This window comes from Streptomyces sp. NPDC088817 (assembly GCF_044750345.1).
GTDB lineage: Bacteria > Actinomycetota > Actinomycetes > Streptomycetales > Streptomycetaceae > Streptomyces.
The window spans coordinates 323,061-341,765 of sequence record NZ_JBIVJN010000005.1; the positions used below are offsets into that span (position 1 = coordinate 323,061).

The 18,705-nt window shown below is 70.5% G+C and carries 16 protein-coding genes and 1 pseudogene; 8 read left to right on the forward strand and 9 right to left on the reverse strand.

Annotated elements, in window-relative coordinates:
- Positions 1–63 precede the first annotated feature (63 nt).
- Both ACIP4X_RS12105 and ACIP4X_RS12110 read right to left on the reverse strand, forming a co-directional pair.
- Positions 64–273, reverse strand: coding sequence for a DUF397 domain-containing protein (locus ACIP4X_RS12105; protein ID WP_358733154.1), 210 nt, complete (start codon positions 271–273; stop codon positions 64–66).
- Positions 270–1,146 (reverse strand): annotated as a pseudogene (locus tag ACIP4X_RS12110) (helix-turn-helix domain-containing protein). The gene ACIP4X_RS12105 and the pseudogene ACIP4X_RS12110 overlap by 4 nt, the downstream one beginning before the upstream one ends.
- Positions 1,147–1,197: 51 nt before the next feature.
- On the opposite strand from ACIP4X_RS12110, the gene ACIP4X_RS12115 reads away from it, so the two are divergent.
- Both ACIP4X_RS12115 and ACIP4X_RS12120 read left to right on the forward strand, forming a co-directional pair.
- Positions 1,198–1,785: a hypothetical protein gene (locus ACIP4X_RS12115; RefSeq protein ID WP_391459353.1), complete on the forward strand. Its 588-nt coding sequence runs from the start codon at positions 1,198–1,200 to the stop codon at positions 1,783–1,785.
- A 46-nt stretch (positions 1,786–1,831) separates the two neighbouring features.
- A complete protein-coding gene (locus ACIP4X_RS12120) occupies positions 1,832–2,098 on the forward strand; it encodes a hypothetical protein (RefSeq protein ID WP_391459351.1) in 267 nt (88 codons plus the stop codon).
- Positions 2,099–2,197: 99 nt separating this feature from the next.
- Here the strand turns inward: ACIP4X_RS12120 and ACIP4X_RS12125 are convergent, their stop codons facing one another.
- Entirely contained in the window at positions 2,198–3,133 is a 936-nt protein-coding gene (locus ACIP4X_RS12125) for an intradiol ring-cleavage dioxygenase (RefSeq protein ID WP_391459349.1), read from the reverse strand.
- Positions 3,134–3,252: 119 nt separating this feature from the next.
- A complete protein-coding gene (aspS, locus tag ACIP4X_RS12130) occupies positions 3,253–5,016 on the reverse strand; it encodes an aspartate--tRNA ligase (RefSeq protein ID WP_358733160.1) in 1,764 nt (587 codons plus the stop codon).
- A gap of 183 nt (positions 5,017–5,199) precedes the next feature.
- Here aspS and ACIP4X_RS12135 point away from each other — a divergent pair, with 183 nt between their 5' ends.
- Positions 5,200–7,371, forward strand: coding sequence for a SpoIIE family protein phosphatase (locus ACIP4X_RS12135; protein WP_358733161.1), 2,172 nt, complete (start codon positions 5,200–5,202; stop codon positions 7,369–7,371).
- 20 nt (positions 7,372–7,391) lie between these two features.
- Here the strand turns inward: ACIP4X_RS12135 and ACIP4X_RS12140 are convergent, their stop codons facing one another.
- From ACIP4X_RS12140 to ACIP4X_RS12150, 3 genes are all read right to left on the reverse strand, one after another.
- Complete coding sequence (locus ACIP4X_RS12140) at positions 7,392–8,438, reverse strand: AI-2E family transporter (protein ID WP_358733162.1); 1,047 nt, start codon at positions 8,436–8,438, stop codon at positions 7,392–7,394.
- 130 nt (positions 8,439–8,568) lie between these two features.
- Positions 8,569–9,540 (reverse strand): pirin family protein, encoded by a 972-nt coding sequence (locus ACIP4X_RS12145; protein WP_358733164.1) that lies wholly within the window; start codon positions 9,538–9,540, stop codon positions 8,569–8,571.
- 120 nt (positions 9,541–9,660) lie between these two features.
- Positions 9,661–10,143: an SseB family protein gene (locus ACIP4X_RS12150; protein ID WP_358733166.1), complete on the reverse strand. Its 483-nt coding sequence runs from the start codon at positions 10,141–10,143 to the stop codon at positions 9,661–9,663.
- Positions 10,144–10,303: 160 nt separating this feature from the next.
- Here ACIP4X_RS12150 and ACIP4X_RS12155 point away from each other — a divergent pair, with 160 nt between their 5' ends.
- The 3 genes from ACIP4X_RS12155 to ACIP4X_RS12165 all read left to right on the forward strand — a co-directional run bounded on the left by ACIP4X_RS12155 (position 10,304) and on the right by ACIP4X_RS12165 (position 14,025).
- Complete coding sequence (locus ACIP4X_RS12155; RefSeq protein WP_358733168.1) at positions 10,304–12,130, forward strand: acyl-CoA dehydrogenase; 1,827 nt, start codon at positions 10,304–10,306, stop codon at positions 12,128–12,130.
- A 213-nt stretch (positions 12,131–12,343) separates the two neighbouring features.
- Positions 12,344–13,642 carry a M18 family aminopeptidase gene (locus tag ACIP4X_RS12160; RefSeq protein WP_358733170.1) on the forward strand — a complete coding sequence of 433 codons (1,299 nt, stop codon included), beginning with the start codon at positions 12,344–12,346 and terminating at the stop codon, positions 13,640–13,642.
- A 134-nt stretch (positions 13,643–13,776) separates the two neighbouring features.
- Positions 13,777–14,025: a DUF6458 family protein gene (locus ACIP4X_RS12165; RefSeq protein WP_358733172.1), complete on the forward strand. Its 249-nt coding sequence runs from the start codon at positions 13,777–13,779 to the stop codon at positions 14,023–14,025.
- Between the two features lie 185 nt (positions 14,026–14,210).
- Here the strand turns inward: ACIP4X_RS12165 and ACIP4X_RS12170 are convergent, their stop codons facing one another.
- Positions 14,211–16,073, reverse strand: coding sequence for an NHL domain-containing thioredoxin family protein (locus ACIP4X_RS12170; RefSeq protein WP_401348036.1), 1,863 nt, complete (start codon positions 16,071–16,073; stop codon positions 14,211–14,213).
- 110 nt (positions 16,074–16,183) lie between these two features.
- On the opposite strand from ACIP4X_RS12170, the gene ACIP4X_RS12175 reads away from it, so the two are divergent.
- Complete coding sequence (locus ACIP4X_RS12175; RefSeq protein ID WP_358733176.1) at positions 16,184–16,678, forward strand: LURP-one-related family protein; 495 nt, start codon at positions 16,184–16,186, stop codon at positions 16,676–16,678.
- Positions 16,679–16,811: 133 nt separating this feature from the next.
- Here the strand turns inward: ACIP4X_RS12175 and ACIP4X_RS12180 are convergent, their stop codons facing one another.
- Positions 16,812–17,642, reverse strand: a complete 831-nt coding sequence (locus ACIP4X_RS12180; protein WP_358733178.1) for a carbon-nitrogen family hydrolase — start codon at positions 17,640–17,642, stop codon at positions 16,812–16,814.
- Between the two features lie 220 nt (positions 17,643–17,862).
- Here ACIP4X_RS12180 and ACIP4X_RS12185 point away from each other — a divergent pair, with 220 nt between their 5' ends.
- Entirely contained in the window at positions 17,863–18,687 is an 825-nt protein-coding gene (locus ACIP4X_RS12185; RefSeq protein WP_358733180.1) for a maleylpyruvate isomerase family mycothiol-dependent enzyme, read from the forward strand.
- The last annotated feature ends 18 nt before the right edge of the window (positions 18,688–18,705 follow it).

Here is an 18,705-nt window from a genome sequence, read left to right on the forward strand (position 1 = left end):
CAGAAGGAAGCGGCTCGGAACCGGACACCGGTCCCGAGCCGCTTCCCTGCGCGTGCGGTTGGGTCAGCGTTCCGAGGCGTAGCTCACGAAGCCCGTCCAGGCGTCGCGCGTGAGCGCGAGCTGGGGGCCTTCGGTGTTCTTGGAGTCGCGGACGTGGACGACGCCGAGGCTCGTGGCGATCTCGACGCATGACTCGCCATCGGTGCCGTCGCTGTAGCTGCTCTTGAACCACGCCAGTTCGGAGGCGTCACCGGCGGAGGCCTTGCGAATCATTTTTCTCCCAGCAGTAGTTGCTCGATGGAGGTCAGCGACTCCCGGGGCGTGAGAGCCTGCGCCCGGATGGTGCTGTACCGCAGCTCAAGGATGCGCAGTTGCTTGGGGTCGGAAGTCGGCCGACCGTTGAACGCGCCGTCGGAGTGTCCCACCGCCTTCCCGTCCGCGAATTTCAGCACCTCAATCCTGCCGTCCACCCCGGGGTGAGCATCGGTCTTCGTCGGCATCACCTGAAGTGTGACGTGGTGCAACCGCCCCACCTCCAGCAGACGTTCGAGCTGTTGACGCCACACCATTGTGCCTCCGACCTCCCGTCGCAGCGTTGCCTCTTCCAGCACGAAGCTGACAGAGGGGGCCGGGTCCCGTTCGAAGATCGACCGCCGCGCCATGCGAGCAGCCACCATGCGCTCCACATCATCCGGCGAGTAAGGCGGCTGCGCGGCCTGGAAGAGCGACCGCGCATGATCCGGCGTCTGCAACAACGCTGATGCTGTTGCACACGTACAGCCCGATCTCGACCGCCTGCGCCTCCAGCTTCGCGATGTCCCGAACCGTCTTCGGATACCGGACCTTCTTCACGTCCTCCCAGGTCGCCGCGATGAGCCCACCCGCACGCAACACCTCGTCGGCCTTGTCCAGGTACTCCTGCCGGGGAATCCTCTTCCCACCCTCGATCTTGTAGACCAGGTCCTCCCCGTACCCCATCGCCATCCCGAACTCGGCGGCCCGCATCCCGACTGCCTCCCGCCGCAGCCGCAACTGACGCCCCACGGTGGTGATGACGGCGACTCCCCACTCGTCGTCCGGGTCCACCTCCCACCCCGGCTCGTCCGCCTCTTCCCCGAGCCGTACCGCCTCGCCGTTGACCGACATGCCGCACCCCTCCGTAGTCCCGCGCCGTACCGCGACGCCCTACAACGCCGGGTGGACACCCTTCTGCGCCTCGACAGCGCGGAACACGGCGCCTTCCTGCTCGCCATCGAGGCCCAGGGCAAGAAGGACCCGGCCAAGCCCGCGAGCTGGGCGTACTACACCGCTTACCTGTGGACCAAATACCGACTGCCCACGGCTCTCATGGTCGTGGTCCAGGACCGTTCCACCGCCGAGTGGGCCCAGCGACCGGTGGCCGGCGGGCCGCCCCAGATGCCGACACTCGTCCTCAGGCCCGTCGTGGCGGGCCCGCACAACATGCCCGTCATCACCGACCCGGCCGAGGCCCGCGACGACCTCGTGCTGGCCGCCCTCGCCGCCATCACGCACGCGGGTGAACCGGACATCGATGCCATACTGAAAGCCCTGTCCACCGCTCTGCGGGGTGTTCCCGAAGACATCGCCGACCCGATCATCGAATTCACCGCACAGGGCCTGGCCAAGCGCCCGGCCAGCGGAAGACATCTTTACGGACGAGTAGCCCCACGGACCGGTAGAGAGGCCGGCTCAGGTGAACAGCGCAGATCCGTGCACCCAGTTGAGGCCAGAGCAGGGCTCAGAAGCCATTCCCCACCCCGCTAAAGCGGGGCGTCCCCTGGCTAGGTACTGATGGAGAGGACTGCAGAAGATGGTCGCTACTTACTTCCCCGGCCGGGGAACCCTCTTCGAGGAGACGTACTTGAAGGGGAAGGCGGAAGGCGAGGCCAAGGGCGTCCTGCGCGTCCTCGAAGTGCGCGGTCTCCCCGTCTCCGACGACATCCGCGAGCGCATCACCTCCTGCACCGATCTCGACCGCCTGGCCGACTGGCTGGACCGGTCCGGCACGGTCGAGCGCACGGAAGACCTGTTCGTCGGGAATCCGGAGATCTCCGAGGGCGGCCCCGGCAATGCCTGAGCCCCCGCACATCCCACTTCCGCGACGGTGACCTCATACAGACGGAGCGGCCCGGAACCTGTCCGGATCCGGGCCGCTCCGTCTCCATAGGTCCTTGCGTCAGCTCGCCGTGCCCGACGGTGACTGCGACGCGGTCGGCCTCGGGCCTTCCTGGCCGTCGTTGGTCGCGCTCGGGTCGACGCCCAGGGTCAGTTGGGCGCGGACGCCGCGGGCGATGTGCTTCGTGTCGTACCGGAGGTGGAGCAGGCCGGCCTCAGGGCCGTTGCCCGGGTAGATCCCGTCCTCGTCGAGGGTCGTACGGGTCACGGTATTGGTGGAGTACGGCTCCACCGACTCCGTGAGCGACACCGAACCCTCGTCGAAGAACAACTGACCGGTGTGGCAGGTACGGCCACCCTCGTAGCCGGAGTCCGTCCACTTGCCGTCCACGTGGACCTTGACGTGGATGTGCACGCAGCGGCCCTGGTACCAGCCGGGGAAGACCGTGCGGAAGGTGACCTGGCCGTTCCCGTCCGTGTGCCAGGTGCCGCGCAGGAAGCGCTCGTCGTCCGTCGGCTCCTGGTGCCCGCCGCCCTGGCCAGGACCGTCGGTCGGCGGCTCGCCGGTGGGCATGCCCGAAGGCGGCGGGCCCGTGGGGGCCGGACCCCCGCCGCCGTTGCCGCTGTCCCCGTAACCCGAGTAGACGCCCACCGCGTTGCAGTGCCAGATGTCGACGGCCGCGTTCCGCAGGGGCTTGCAGCTCTCGGCGTCGATCACCTTGAGCGTGAGGGTCAGCGGGATGCCGTCCTGGTCCTCGGTGATGTCCCGTCGGAGCTTGTCGGCGTCGATGTAGTAGGGGCCCTCGACCAGCTCCGAGGTGAGCATGTAGCAGCTCTCGACCGTGGTGGCCTTGGTGGCCGCAGCCGCCTCGCCCGCTGCGGCGTTCAGTGCCGACGAGCCGGCCAGGCCCACCGCGGTCACCGCCGCACCGCCCGCCAGAAGCACCTTGCGGCGCGTCAGGTCCGAATGGGATGAGGGAACTTTGCTGTCCGTCATGGCCCGCGAAGCTAGGCAGGAATCCTGTCAGCCGGATGAGAAAACGGCACTTGCCCGCCAAGCACGAACGAGAAGGCTCGAAACCGACGCCGGTTTCGAGCCTTCCCGCCCGCTGAGGACTACTTCGGCTGCGGCTTGCGTACCGACAGGTGGAGTTCCCTCAGACGCGACTCGTCCAGCTCGGTCGGGGCGCCCATCATCAGGTCCTGGGCGTTGCCGTTGAGCGGGAAGGCGATGGTCTCGCGGATGTTGGGCTCGTCCGCGAGGAGCATCACGATGCGGTCGACGCCCGGCGCGATGCCGCCGTGCGGCGGGGCGCCGAAGCGGAACGCGCGGAGCATGCCGGCGAACTTGTCCTCGACGGTCTCACGGTCGTAGCCCGCGATCTCGAAGGCCTTGAGCATGATGTCCGGCTCGTGGTTCCGGATGGCGCCGGAGGACAGCTCGACACCGTTGCAGACGATGTCGTACTGCCAGCCCAGGATGTCCAGCGGGTCCTGCGTCTCCAGGGCCTCAAGACCGCCCTGCGGCATGGAGAACGGGTTGTGGGAGAAGTCGATCCCGCCCGTCTCCTCGTCCTTCTCGTACATCGGGAAGTCGACGATCCAGCAGAAGCGGAAGACGTTCTCCTCGAACTGGCCGGCACGCCTGGCGGTCTCCACCCGCACCGCGCCCATGATCTTCGAGACCTCGTCGAACTCGCCCGCGCCGAAGAACACCGCGTGGCCGGGGGCCAGCGAGAGCCGCTTGGTCAGCTCCGCGACGTTCTCCTCGGTGAGGAACTTCGCGATCGGGCCGGTCAGCGCGCCGTCCTCGCCGACCCGCACCCAGGCCAGGCCCTTCGCGCCCTGCTCCACCGCGTACTCGCCGAGCTGGTCGAAGAACTTCCGCGGCTGACCCGCGGTGTCCGGCACCGCCAGCGCGCGCACGTGCTTGCCCGCGAACGCCTTGAACTCCGAGCCCTCGAAGATGTCGGTGATGTCGACGAGCTCCAGCTTGGCGCGCAGGTCCGGCTTGTCGGAGCCGTACTTCAGCATCGCCTCGCGGAATGGGATCCGCGGGAAGGGCGAGGTGACGTGGCGGCCGCCGCCGAACTCCTCGAAGAGCTCCGTCATGAGCTTCTCGATCGGCTGGAAGACGTCCTCCTGCTCGACAAAGCTCATCTCGACGTCGAGCTGGTAGAACTCGCCCGGCGAACGGTCCGCGCGGGCGTCCTCGTCACGGAAGCAGGGCGCGATCTGGAAGTAGCGGTCGAAGCCCGAGATCATCAGCAGCTGCTTGAACTGCTGGGGCGCCTGCGGGAGGGCGTAGAAGCGGCCCGGGTGGACCCGCGAGGGGACCACGTAGTCGCGCGCGCCCTCGGGGGAGGTGGCGGACAGGATCGGCGTCGCCATCTCGTTGAAGTTCATCGCCGACATCTTCTGGCGGATGGCGGAGATGACCGCCGTGCGCAGCAGGATGTTGCGGTGCATGCGCTCACGGCGCAGGTCCAGGAAGCGGTACTCCAGGCGCCGCTCCTCGTTGACCCCGTCCTCGGTGTTGATCGTGAAGGGGAGGGGCTGAGCCGCGCCGAGCAGCTCGACCTCGGTCACCTCGACCTCGATCTCGCCGGTCGGCAGGTCCGGGTTCACGTTCTCTGTTCCACGTGAAACAACGGCGCCGTCGACGCGGACCGTGGACTCCTTGGAGAGCTTGTCCAGGGCCTCGTACGCAGGCGTGCCCGGGCGGGCCACGAGCTGCGTGATGCCGTAGTGGTCGCGCAGATCGATGAAGAGGATGCCGCCCAGGTCGCGCCGATTGTGCAGCCAGCCACTCAGCCGGACGTCGGTGCCGACGTCAGAGGCGCGGAGCTCGCCGCAGGTGTGGGACCTGTACCGATGCATCGTCGTTCATCCAGTCTTCGCGGATCGGGGATCACCGGGCGGGCACGGCCCGGACCTACCAAGCGTACCGGGCGGCTCAAGATCGGCTCCCCCCAATAAGGATGCGGTCCCGGGCGGCTACGGGAGCGTAAGGCCGTACGCCATCGGTGGCAGTGTCCGATCGCCTCTTCTTACAGTGGGGCAATGCGCACTGGTCAGCCCCTGCCCGCCGTGGGGGAGGTACTCGCCTCCCTCGCGACCGGGACGTGGCACTGGGACACGGCCACGGGCCTGGTCTCGGTCGACGCCGAGGCGGCCCGGCTGCTCGGGCTGCCTCCCGAGAAGACCACGCTCACGGAAGCCCAGGTGCGCGCCCGCCTCCACCCGGTCGACTGGAACGAGATCACCGGCGTCGTGCGGCTCGCCGCAGCCGAGGACAGCCTCGCCGAGGTGCGCATCCGCGTCATGGACGAGCACAACCGGATCATCCGCGTCGTGCGCAGCCGCTCCAAGCCGGCCTTCGACGCCCGCAAGAGGGCGTACAGGCTGATCGGCACCCTTCAGGAGGTCGCCGAGCCGGCACCGGGCTCCCCCGCGGGGCGGCGGGCGGTCACCGGCGACTGGCGGCGCTCCCGGGAGGCCTTCCTGCTGGACGCCGGCCGGGCGCTGGCCGAGGCCCGCTCCACGGCCGAGGTACTGCGGGTGGCGGCCGCCCTGTCGATGCCGGGGTTCTCGCCGGACGGCCTGGCGGTCTTCGGCGTCCAGGGCGACCGGCTGACGATCATCGGCCACCACGGGCAGCGGCCCGGCGACGAGGCTCCGTTCCTGAACATGGCGCTGGAGACGGACTACCCGGCCGCCGAGGTGGTCCGCAGCGGGCGGGCCGTCTACCTCTCGTCCCCGGGGCAGTACCAGTCCCGGTATCCGCTCACCTGGCCGCTCGCCGAGCGCTTCCACCGCCACTCCTGGGCGTTCCTGCCGCTGACCGTCGCCGGCCGCACGATGGGCGCCTGGCTGGCCGCCTTCACCTACCCGGTGGCCTTCACCCCCGACGAGCGCTCGGTGCTGACCACGGTGGCCCGCATGCTCGCCCAGGCCCTGTCCCGGGCCGAGACCGCCGAGAGCGAGCGGGAGCTGAGCCAGGGCCTGCAGCGCGCGATGATGCCCACGCTGGGCCCGGAGGTCCCCGGCATGGACATAGCCGCCCGCTACGTGCCCACCGGCGGGGGCCTCCAGGTCGGCGGCGACTGGTACGACATGATCCCGCTGCCCGGCGCCACCTCACGGTCGCGCACGTCCTCCGGATCGGGGCGCTTCGCCCTGGTCATGGGCGACGTCCAGGGTCACGACGTGCGTGCCGCGGGGCTGATGGGCCAGTTGCGCATCGCCCTGCGCGCCTACGCCTCCGAGGGGCACCGCCCGGACGCGGTGCTCTCGCGCGCCTCCCGCTTCCTGCACGGCATGCTCACCGGCGGCGACGGCGACGGCCGCGACGACGGTGACGGCAGCGACGACAGGGTGCCCGACCTGCGCTTCGCGACCTGTCTGTACGCCGAGGTCGACCCGCGGACCGGGGTCCTGGAGGTGGCCCGCGCGGGACACCCGGACCCGGTGATCCGGATGGCGGACGGCACGGTGCTGCAACGGCTGACGGCGGGCGGGCTGCCGCTGGGGATCGACCCGGACTCCGACTACCCGACGACCCGGTTCACGCTGGAGCCGGGCGAGACGATGATGATCTGCACGGACGGCCTGATCGAGACCGGCGGCCACGACCTGGACACCGGCTGGCAGCGGATCCGCACGATCCTGGAGCGGCACGGCGGCGACGCCGAGGAACTCGCCGACGCGCTGGTGCAGGCCGTGCACGGGCCGTCCTCGCACCACACCACCGGGCCCCTGGCCGACCGCCGGGAGGACGACATCGCCGTGCTGCTGCTCGGCCGGCACCGCGACGGCCGCGCGGCCCGCCCCAGAGTGCGGCACACCCTGATGACGGTCGCCCAGGCCGAACCCGAGCGGGTCTCCGTGGCCCGCAGGCAACTGCGGGAGCTGCTGCACGACTGGCCGGACGAGGAGCATGTGGACTCGGCGGTGCTGCTGCTGTCGGAGACCCTCGCGAACGTCCTGCTGCACACCGACGTCGACGCGCTGGTGCTGGCCGAGGTCAGTGGGGAGAAGGGGGAGCGGCGGCTGCGGGTGGAGGTCACCGACGCCGGTGACGACCTGCCGCACAAGCGCCGGCCCGGTGAGCTCGCCTCCTCCGGGCGCGGGCTGGTGCTGATCGAACTGCTCGCGGACGCCTGGGGCGTCGTGCCGCGCGGCAAGGGCAAGAGCATCTGGTTCGAGCTGTACGAGTCCTCGGCGGCCAGGTGAGCCGCTCCGCCGAGTGAGCCCTACGGCGCGGTCGCGTACCGTTCCCGCAGTTCGTGGGCGGTCCCGAAGGCCGCCGCCGTCAGCGGCACCGCCAGCAGCATCCCCACGATCCCGGCGACCGACGCGCCCCCGGTGATCGCCAGCAGCACCGCGGCCGGGTGCATCTGCACGGTCCGGCTCTGGATCACCGGCTGGAGCACGTGCCCCTCCAGCACCTGGACCGCAAGCACCACCCCGAGCGCCCACAGCCCGACGACGAGGCCGCGGTCGGCGAGGGCGACCAGCACGGACACCGTGCCGGAGAGGAAGGCGCCCAGGTAGGGGAGGTAGCCGCCGACGAAGACCAGCGCGCCGAGCCCGAGCGCGCCGGGCACCCTCAGCAGGAGCAGGCCGACGGTGATGCACGTGGCGTCGATCAGCGCGATGAGCGTCGTACCGCGCATGAAGCCCTCCACGGCCGCGAAGGCCCGCCGTGCCATGGCCTCCGCGGTGTCACCGCTCCCGCGCGGGGCGAGCGTGCGCAGCACGGCGGCGGCCTTGTGCGAGTCGCGCAGGAAGAAGAACACGAGCAGCAGGGCCAGTACGGCCATGGCGATCGACTCGCCGACCACGCTGACCCCGCTGATGACGTTGGAGGCGGCCGTCCCGGCGAACTTCTCCAGCAGCCGCCTGCCGTTGGAGGCGAGGTCGTCCAGCGAGGTCCCGGCCGCCCCGAAGTGGGTGGCGAGCCACTGCGCGGCCTTCCTGAGCGAGGCGACGATCTGGTCCCCGCTGTCGATCAGGGCGGCCACCACGATGTACACCACCCCGCCGACGACCACGACGACCGCCGCACAGGTGATCCCGGCGGCGAGCGACCGGTTCATCCCCGTGACCGCGAGCCGCCGGAAGAGCGGCCGCAGCAGCGCCGTGCCGAGCAGCGCCAGCAGCACGGGGATCACCGCGGTCCGGAAGACCACGCACAGCTCGACCCCGATCCACACCACCCCGGACACCAGCAGAAAGACGGCGCACCAGGCGGCGAGACGCCGGACGGGCTCGGGCAGCAGCGGGGCGGGGGCCTGCACGCCTCCAGGCGACCACACCCCGGACGGGCTGTCCTGCACGGACGGCCCATCCGGGTGACACGGCGTCAGTTACGGACGCCACGCGGGCCGCCCGGCGCGGGGGCCGGGCGACCCGTCAGCCGGGAGAGACCTACAGCCCGCCGTCGCTCATCCCGTGAACTGCCGGGATCGTGCCGAGGCGGCCCTTCTTGAAGTCCTCGAAGGCCTCCATGAGCTCGTCCCGGGTGTTCATGACGAAGGGGCCGTAGTGGGCCATCGGCTCCCGGATCGGCTGCCCGCCGAGGAGGACGACCTCCAGGTCGGGCGTGTGGGAGTCCTGCCGCTCGTCCGCGCGGACGGTCAGCGAGGAACCGGCGCCGAAGACCGCGGTCTGGCCAAGGTGGATCGGCCGGCGCTCGGCGCCCACGGTGCCGCGTCCCGCCATCACGTACGCCAGGCCGTTGAAGTCCTCCCGCCAGGGCAGGGTGACCTCAGCGCCGGGCGCCACCGTCGCGTGGATCATCGTGATCGGCGTGTGCGTGATGCCGGGGCCCGCGTGGCCGTCCAGCTCACCGGCGATGACCCGCAGCAGCGCGCCACCGTCGGGGGAGGTGAGGAGCTGGACGCTGCCGCCGCGGATGTCCTGGTAGCGCGGCGCCATCATCTTGTCCCTGGCCGGCAGGTTCACCCACAGCTGGAGGCCGTGGAAGAGGCCGCCGGACACCACCAGCGACTCCGGCGGGGCCTCGATGTGCAGCAGTCCGCTGCCCGCCGTCATCCACTGGGTGTCACCGTTGGTGATGGTGCCGCCACCGCCGTTGGAGTCCTGGTGGTCGAAGGTCCCGTCGATGATGTAGGTGACGGTCTCGAAGCCCCGGTGCGGGTGCCAGGGGGTGCCCTTGGGCTCGCCCGGCGCGTACTCCACCTCACCCATCTGGTCCATCATGATGAACGGGTCGAGGTGGCGGTAGTTGATCCCCGCGAACGCCCGGCGCACCGGGAAGCCCTCGCCCTCGAAGCCGCTCGGCGCGGTCGTGACGGTGAGCACGGGACGTGCCACGGCGTCCGCGGCCGCTGCCACACGGGGCAGCGTCAGCGGGTTCTCGACGGTCACTGCAGGCATGTCGGTTCCTCCTTGTGCGACCACTTTAGTTGAGCGTTGAACTTTCTGCCAGCCCCAACAGAAGAAGCCCGGAGGGCATTCCCTCCGGGCTTCTGCGCGGCGGCACCCACGCACCGGCTCCTAGCCGTACATCCGGCGCATCGCGAAGTCGACCATCTGCTCGACCGCCTTGGCGTCGAACACCATCCGGTGCTCGCCCTCCATGTCGACCACGAAGCCGTAGCCGGTCGGCAGCAGGTCGATCACCTCGGCGCCGGTGATCACGAAGTACTTGGACTCCTTGCCCGCGTACCGGCGCAGCTCCTTGAGCGAGCTGAACATCGGGATCACCGGCTGCTGGGTGTTGTGCAGCGCCAGGAACCCGGGGTTGTCACCGCGCGGGCAGTACACCTTGGAGGTCGCGAAGATCTGCTGGAAGTCCTCGGCGGCCATCTGCCCCGTGGTGAAGGCGCGCACCGCCTCCGCGAGCGAGGGCGGCGAGGGTTCCGGGTAGGCCGGTGCCTGCTGGCCGTACCCGCCGACACCGCCGGGCATCTGCTGCTGCGGAGGGACGTACCCCTGCTGTGCCGCCCCACTGTCCATCGGCTGGCCGTATCCGTACATGAGCCACAGCGTACTGACCCGCACGAGGGCTCGGTCACACATGGCGGGATCGGGGTTGCGTCTTATTACCGACGGGTAGCATCATCGGAGCTACTAGTTGGTACGTGAACAAGTTGCGAGGAGCCAGTGCCTCGCCGAGTCCTCGACGGGAGCCGTGGCCATGGGGCACTACAAGCCGAACCTCCGCGACATCGAGTTCAACCTCTTCGAAGTGCTCGGACGCGACAAGCTGTACGGCACCGGTCCGTTCGAGGAGATGGACGCCGACACCGCCAGGAGCGTCCTGGAGGAGCTGACCCGCCTGGCGGAGAACGAGCTGGCGGAGTCCTTCGTCGACGCCGACCGCAACCCGCCGGTGTTCGACCCCGAGACGAACACCGCGCCGGTTCCGGCGTCCTTCAAGAAGAGCTACAAGGCCTTCATGGACTCCGAGTACTGGCGGCTCGGCCTGCCCGAGGAGATCGGCGGCACCACCGCTCCGCCGTCCCTGATCTGGGCCTACGCGGAGCTGATCCTCGGCGCCAACCCGGCGATCTGGATGTACTCCTCCGGCCCGGCGTTCGCCCGCATCCTCTTCGAGGAGGGCACCGAGGAGCAGAAGAAGGCCGCCTCGATCGCAGTCGAGAAGACCTGGGGCTCCACCATGGTGCTCACCGAGCCCGACGCCGGCTCGGACGTCGGCGCCGGCCGCACCAGGGCGGTCCGGCAGGAGGACGGCTCCTGGCACATCGAGGGCGTGAAGCGCTTCATCACCTCGGGTGAGCACGACATGGAGGAGAACATCCTCCACTACGTCCTCGCCCGCCCCGAGGGCGCGGGACCCGGCACCAAGGGCCTGTCCCTCTTCCTCGTCCCGAAGTACCTCTTCGACTTCGAGACCGGCGAACTCGGCGAGCGCAACGGCGTCTACGCCACCAACGTCGAGCACAAGATGGGCCTGAAGGCCTCCAACACCTGCGAGATGACCTTCGGCGACCGCCACCCCGCCAAGGGCTGGCTGATCGGCGACAAGCACGACGGCATCCGCCAGATGTTCCGCATCATCGAGTTCGCCCGCATGATGGTCGGCACGAAGGCGATCTCCACGCTGTCCACCGGCTACCTCAACGCGCTGGAGTACGCCAAGGAGCGCGTCCAGGGCCCCGACCTGGCGAACTTCATGGACAAGTCCGCGCCCAAGGTCACCATCACCCACCACCCCGACGTGCGCCGCTCGCTGATGACGCAGAAGGCGTACGCGGAGGGCATGCGCGCCCTCGTGCTGCACACCGCCGCCGTCCAGGACACCATCGCGGTCAAGGAGGCGAACGGCGAGGACGCCTCGGCCGAGCACGCGCTCAACGACCTGCTCCTGCCGATCGTCAAGGGCTACGGCTCCGAGAAGGGCTACGAGCAGCTCGCCCAGTCGCTCCAGACCTTCGGCGGCTCCGGCTTCCTCCAGGAGTACCCGGTCGAGCAGTACATCCGGGACGCCAAGATCGACACCCTGTACGAGGGCACCACGGCCATCCAGGGCCAGGACTTCTTCTTCCGGAAGATCGTCCGCAACCAGGGAGCCGCGCTGAACTCGATCGCCGAGGACATCAAGGAGTTCCTGGCCCTCGGCACCGGCGGCGAGGAACTGGCCGGCGCCCGCGAGCACCTCGCCAGGGCCGCCTCCGAGCTGGAGGGCCTCGTCGGCCTGATGCTGACCGACCTCGCGGCGACCGAGAAGGACGTCAAGAGCATCTACAAGGTGGGCCTGAACACCACCCGCCTGCTGCTCGCCTCCGGTGACGTGATCGTCGGCCACCTGCTGCTCAAGGGCGCCGCGATCGCCGCGGAGAAGCTCGAGACGGCCTCCACGAAGGACAGGGCGTTCTACCAGGGCAAGATCGCGGCGGCGAAGTTCTTCGCGGCCAACGTCCTGCCGGGCGTCACCCTGGCCCGCAAGGTCGCCCAGAACGTCGACCTGGACCTGATGGAGCTGGACGAGGCCGCCTTCTAGGACGGGCCCGGCCCCGGCGCGGCTCCCCACCCCGGCCGCGCCGGCCCCCGCCTCCACCTGCGCCGGCCCCCACCCCCCACCTGCGTCAGCTCCCACCCCCCACCTGCACCGCGGCCCCCACCCCCCCACCTGCACCGGCCCCCACCCCCCACCCAACGAGGGTCCGCTCCCGACACCGGGAGCGGACCCTCGTGACGTCGTTAAGGTGAACCCATGAGTACAAGCCAGCGCTTCGACCGCGGCCACACCGACGACCTGATGTCCTTCCTGGCGGCAAGCCCGTCGCCGTACCACGCCGTGGCGAACACGGCCGAGCGGCTGGAGAAGGCCGGCTTCCGCCAGGTCTCGGAGACGGACGCGTGGGACGGCACGGCGGGCGGAAAGTACGTGCTGCGCGGCGGGGCGATCGTGGCCTGGTACGTCCCCGAGGGCGCGGCGCCGCACACCCCCTTCCGCATCGTCGGCGCGCACACCGACTCCCCCAACCTGCGCGTGAAGCCGCTGCCCGACACCGGGGCGCACGGCTGGCGCCAGGTCGCCGTGGAGATCTACGGCGGCCCGCTGATGAACTCCTGGCTCGACCGCGACCTGGGCCTGGCCGGCCGGCTCACCCTGCGCGACGGCTCCACCCGCCTGGTCAACGTCGACCGTCCGCTGCTGCGCGTCCCCCAGCTCGCGATCCACCTGGACCGCCAGGTCTCGGCGGAGGGCCTCAAGCTGGACAAGCAGCGGCATCTGCAGCCGGTGTGGGGCCTGGGCGACGACGTCCGCGACGGCGATCTGATCGCCTTCCTGGAGGCGGAGGCGGGGCTCGCCGCGGGCGAGGTGGCCGGCTGGGACCTGATGACGCACTCCGTGGAGCCCCCCGCCTACCTGGGCCGGGACCGGGAGCTGATGGCCGGGCCCCGGATGGACAACCTGCTGTCGGTGCACGCCGGCGCCGCTGCGCTCGCGGCCGTCGCGACGGGGGCGCCGGAGCTGCCGTACATCCCGGTGCTGGCCGCCTTCGACCACGAGGAAAACGGCTCCCAGTCGGACACCGGCGCGGACGGCCCGCTGCTCGGAGGTGTGCTGGAGCGCTCGGTGTTCGCGCGCGGAGGGTCGTACGAGGACCGGGCGCGCGCCTTCGCCGGCACGGTCTGCCTGTCCTCCGACACCGGCCACGCCGTCCACCCCAACTACGCCGAGCGGCACGACCCGACCCACCACCCGCGCGCGGGCGGCGGCCCCATTCTCAAGGTCAACGTCAACAACCGCTACGCGACGGACGGTTCGGGGCGCGCGGTGTGGGTGGCGGCCTGCGAGAAGGCCGGTGTCCCCTTCCAGTCCTTCGTCTCCAACAACTCCATGCCGTGCGGCACGACCATCGGCCCGATCACCGCGGCCCGGCACGGCATCCGCACCGTCGACATCGGCGTGGCCATCCTGTCGATGCACAGCGCCCGCGAACTGTGCGCCGCCGACGACCCGTTCCTGCTGGCGAACGCGCTGGTGGCGTTCCTGGAGGGCTGAGCGGCACGGCCTCCCCGCCCCATGAGGCGCCGCCTCCGCATGGTCACCCGGCTTGCGGGTACCCGGAGTTGACCGGAAGGGTCCGGCACGGCCCGGACCCGCCGGATCCGACACCGGACAGGGAGGCGACACTCATGGGCCTCGGCGGCTGCATCATCCTCATCGCCGTGGGAGCCATCCTCACATTCGCGACCGACTGGCACATGCAGGGCGTCAACCTGCACATGGTCGGCGTGATCCTGATGATCGTCGGCCTGATCGGCGTCACGACGTTCAGCAGCATCTACCGCCGCCGCCGCGTCATGGTGCCCCCCACCACGGTCGTCGAAGAGGATCGCCACCACCACGCACGCGACGGCTACAGCGACGGCTACGGCCTCTGAGCCGCGTACCGGGCAGCTCCCGCGACCACGGCACATGACGGACAGTCGGTGACAGGCCCCAACATTCCCCTCCGCCCGCCCCCTCGTCGTGTTGTGTGAACATCGTGAAGACTTTCCGCCGTCGAAGTCGTCACGACGGGACACGACGGGGGGGGTGGCACGGCGGCGCCAGGGCCCTTCGGCGGTCAGCCCGCCGCGTGCTCGTCCATCCCGGCCAGGACGAGCGGCAGCCGGTCCGTCGCGCCCTCGGCGAGGCGGACCGGAACGCCCCAGTCCTGCTGGTGCACATGGCAGGCGGGGTACTCGTTCGCGGGGTCGTCGTCGCACGAGGCCGCCATCGCGGAGACGTGCAGGACACCCTCCGCGACGGCGGGGTTCAGCTCCAGCTCGCGGCACAGGTCGGTGTCCGCGCCCTCGCCCTTCAGCAGCAGCTCGGGCGGGGTCGAGGAGACCAGCAGCCGGGTCGAGGGCCCGTACCGGGTGTCGAGCTTCTGACCCGCCGGGGCCTGGAAGATCACGTCGAGGCGGAGGCTGCCGGGGGCGACCTCCGTGGCGGAGCGCTGGGTCCGGTGGGCGACCGCCTCGACCCGCACCGCCTCCTCCGGAAGACGCAGCCGGGTCAGCCGGTGCCGCGCCGACTCCACCACCACGATGTCGTCGCCGACGAGCACCGCGTCGCTGGGCTCGCGCAGATCGGTGGCGAGCGTCGTGACCTCGCCGGTCGCCGGGTCGTAGCGGCGCAGGGCGTGGTTGTAGGTGTCGCTGACGGCGACCGAGCCGTCGGGGAGCGCCGTGACACCCAACGGGTGCTGGAGAAGCGCCTGTTCGGCAGAGCCGTCCCGGTGCCCGAAGTCGAACAGACCCGTGCCTACGGCGGTGTGGACGTGCCCTTCGAGGTCCACCCAGCGCAGGGCGGACGTCTCGGAGTCGGCGAGCCACAGCCGGTCGGGCGTGGCCGCGAGACCGGAGGGCTGCGCGAACCAGGCCTCGGCGCCGGGCCCGTCGACGAGCCCCTCGTTCGTGGTCCCGGCCGTGACGGCGACGGTCCTGTCCTCCGGGTCGTAGGCCCAGAGCTGGTGCACGCCGGCCATGGCGATCCACACCTTGCCGTCCCACCAGGCCACGTCCCAGGGCGAGGACAGCTTCACGTCCAGGGCGGGGCCGGACGTGGTCTCGCCCTGCATCCACTGCTGTCCGGTGCCGGCCAGCGTCGTGGTCACGCCCGTCTCCGGGTCGAAGCGCCGCAGGGCGTGGTTGACCGTGTCGGCGACCACGACGGTGCCGTCCGGCAGGAGCGCGAGCCCCTGCGGCTCCTGGAACCGGGCCCGGTCCGGGCCGCCGTCGGTCATGCCCCGGCCGCCCTGGCCGATCCGCCGCACCACGGTCTCGCCGTCCTCCGCCAGCTCCACCAGCTGGTGCCGGGTGGTGTCGCTGACCAGGAAGTTCCCGGAGGGCAGCAGTAGCGCCTTGCCCGGGAAGCGCAGGGTGGTGGGCTCGGGCTCCGGCGGCACGTACGGCCCTCCCCCATTGCTTGAAGAGCATGGGAGGTACCCCCAGCCGCGGCGCAGGGTGCCCTTCGCCTCGTGCTCGGCCTCCAGCTCTTCCACCAGCCGCTCGATCGCGTGCGCGTGCCCCTCGCCGGCGTGCTGCGCGACGACGTAGCCCTCCGGGTCGATGACGACGAGCGTCGGCCAGGCCCGTACCGCGTACTGCTTCCAGGTGGCGAGCTCCGGGTCGTCGAGCACCGGGTGCTCCACCCCGTACCGCTCCACCGCGTCGACCACCGCCTGGTGCTCCGCCTCGTGCACGAACTTCGGCGAGTGCACCCCGACGACCACGACCGTGTCCCGGTGCCTCTCCTCCAGCTCGCGCAGCTCGTCCAGGACGTGCAGGCAGTTCACGCAGCAAAACGTCCAGAAATCCACAACGACGCACTTGCCGCGCAGGTCGGCGAGCGTGAGGTTCTTCCCGCCCGTGTTGAGCCAGCCGCCCTTGCCGATCAGTTCGGGGGCGCGTACGCGGGCGCGTCGGGGTGCCGTGTCGTTCATGGGACCAAGGGTGCCACCCGGCGGCGGTGGCCCACGCGGCACGGTGCCGTACGGGGCTTGTCGGACCGCCGGCGGCGTCGCGGGGGCGGAGCCGGGGAAGCGGTGAGGACATGAGATTCCTCGTACGCGACCGGATTTTCGGCATCGGTGACGACTACTGGATCGAGGACGAACACGGCCGCAAGGTCTTCCTCGTCGACGGCAAGGCGATGCGGCTGCGGGACACCTTCGAGCTGAAGGACAGCCATGGCCGGGTCCTGATCAACATCCACCAGAAGATGCTCGCGCTGCGGGACACGATGGTGATCGAGCGGGGCGGGGAGGCCCTGGCGAAGATCAGGCGCAAGCGGCTGTCGCTGCTGCGCAACCACTACCGGGTGTCCATGGTCGACGGCACCGAGCTCGACGTCAGCGGCAAGATCCTCGACCGGGAGTTCGCCGTGGAGTACGACGGCGACCTGCTCGCGGTGATCTCCCGGCGCTGGCTGAGCGTCGTGGAGACCTACGGCGTGGACATCGTGCGCGAGGACGCCGACCCCACGCTGCTGATCGCGGTGGCGGTATGCGTGATCCACCTGGCGGAAAAGGAACGCGAGGAACACTAGACGCCGAGGAGGCCGCCGAACGCCAGGACCTGTCCCGGCACCGAGGAGAACCCCGGGCGCCGGGATCCGTCCCGGCGCCGCGGAGAGTCCCAGGCGCCAGGTTCCGTCCCGGCGCCGCGGAAAAGTCCCGCCGCTAGACGTCGTCCTGGCGCCGAGGCGGTTTCAGGCCGAGGACGCGGTCCTTCAGGGCCGGGAACTGGTCGCGGGTGGACTGCACCCTCGTCGGGTCGAGGTCGACCGTGAGGATCTCCTCGTCGGGGCCGGCCTCGGCCAGTACCTCGCCCCAGGGATCCACCACGATCGAGTGACCTGCCTGTGGAACTCCGGCGTGCGTCCCGGCCGTTCCACAGGCGAGCACGAACGCCTGGTCCTCCACCGCCCGCGCCCGGGCCAGCAGCGTCCAGTGCGCACGCCGGCGCTCGGGCCAGCCCGCCGGGACCACCAGGGTCTGCGCACCCGCGTCGACGAGCCCTCGGAAGAGTTCGGGGAAACGGAGGTCGTAACAGGTCGCGAGACCCAGCGTGGTGTCCGGCAGAGGGACCGTCACCAGTTCCCGCCCCGCGCTCATCAGCACGGCCTCGCCCTTGTCGAAGCCGAAGCGGTGGATCTTGCGGTAGACGGCGGCCAGCTCGCCGGAGGGGGAGAAGACCAGGGAGGTGTTGTAGAGAGCGTCCGCGCCCGAGGCCGGGTCACCGTCGGACGCGCCGCGTTCGGGGATGGAGCCGGCGTGCAGCCACACACCCGCGTCGCTCGCCGCCTTGGCCATCGCCTCGTAGGTGGGACCCTCCAGCGGTTCGGCCTCGCGTTCGAACTCCTCGAAGGAGAAGGCCCCGGTGGTCCACAGCTCCGGGAGGACCACGAGGTCGGCCCCGGCCTGCTCGCACACCAGTGCGGCCACCCGCCGACGCCGCGAATCGACCGATTCGCCCTCATCCACGGCAATCTGGATCAGCGAAGCGCGCACACTACCACCGTCCTGGCACTCGAGTCGTCCCGACGGGCCTACGATCGTCACACGAAAGCACTGCCGGGCTGCCTCACAGCAGCGTAACTTGGGGGTACCCCCTGCTCGTAGCGGAGCGAGGACCTGGGGGAGTTCCAAGACAGCCGCCGACCGCAGCCACCTCCCACTGGCAATGCCACCACATCCTGCCCGTGTACCGACCGCCGAGGGGTCCCGTTCCGTGAGTCTGCATCCCACCCTCCAGCCCTACGCCGATGCCTGGACCCACTCCGTCGAGGCGATATCGGAGCTGATGCAGCCCCTGGTGGAAGCCGATTGGAACCGGCGCACCCCGTGCCCCGGCTGGTCGGTACGCGACGTGGTCTCGCACATCATCGGCATGGACTGCGAGATGCTGGGCGACCCGCGGCCCATCCACGCCCTGCCGCGCGACCTGTTCCACGTCACCAACGAGCACCAGCGCTACATGGAGATGCAGGTCGACGTCCGCCGCCACCACACGTCGCCGGAGATGACCTCCGAGCTGGAGTACACGATCATCCGCCGCAACCGCCAGCTGCGGAACGAGTCCCGCGACCCCGGCACCAAGGTGCGCGGCCCGCTCAGCGCGGAGATCACCCTCGAAGACGCCATGCGCTACCGGGCCTTCGACATCTGGGTGCACGAGCAGGATCTGCGCGTGGCCCTCGGCCGCCCCGGCAACCTCGACTCGCCGGGCGCCCTCGTCGCCCGGGACCATCTGCTGGCCGCCCTCCCGGACGTGGTCGCGGTCAAGGCGGACGCCCCGCGCAGCTCGGCGATCGTCTTCGACGTGCACGGCCCGGTGGAGTTCCTGCGCACGATCCGCGTCGACATCCAGGGCCGCGGCACCCTGGAGACGTCCCCCGCCCTCGGCCCGGCGGCGACCCTGGCGCTCGACTGGGAGACCTACGTACGCCTGGCCTGCGGCCGGACCACCCCGGAGGCGGTGGCGGACCGAGTGAAGACGGAGGGCGACCTGGACCTGGCGGAGGCGATCCTGCGGAACTTCGTGGTGACCGCCTAGGACCCGGTCGTGGCCGCA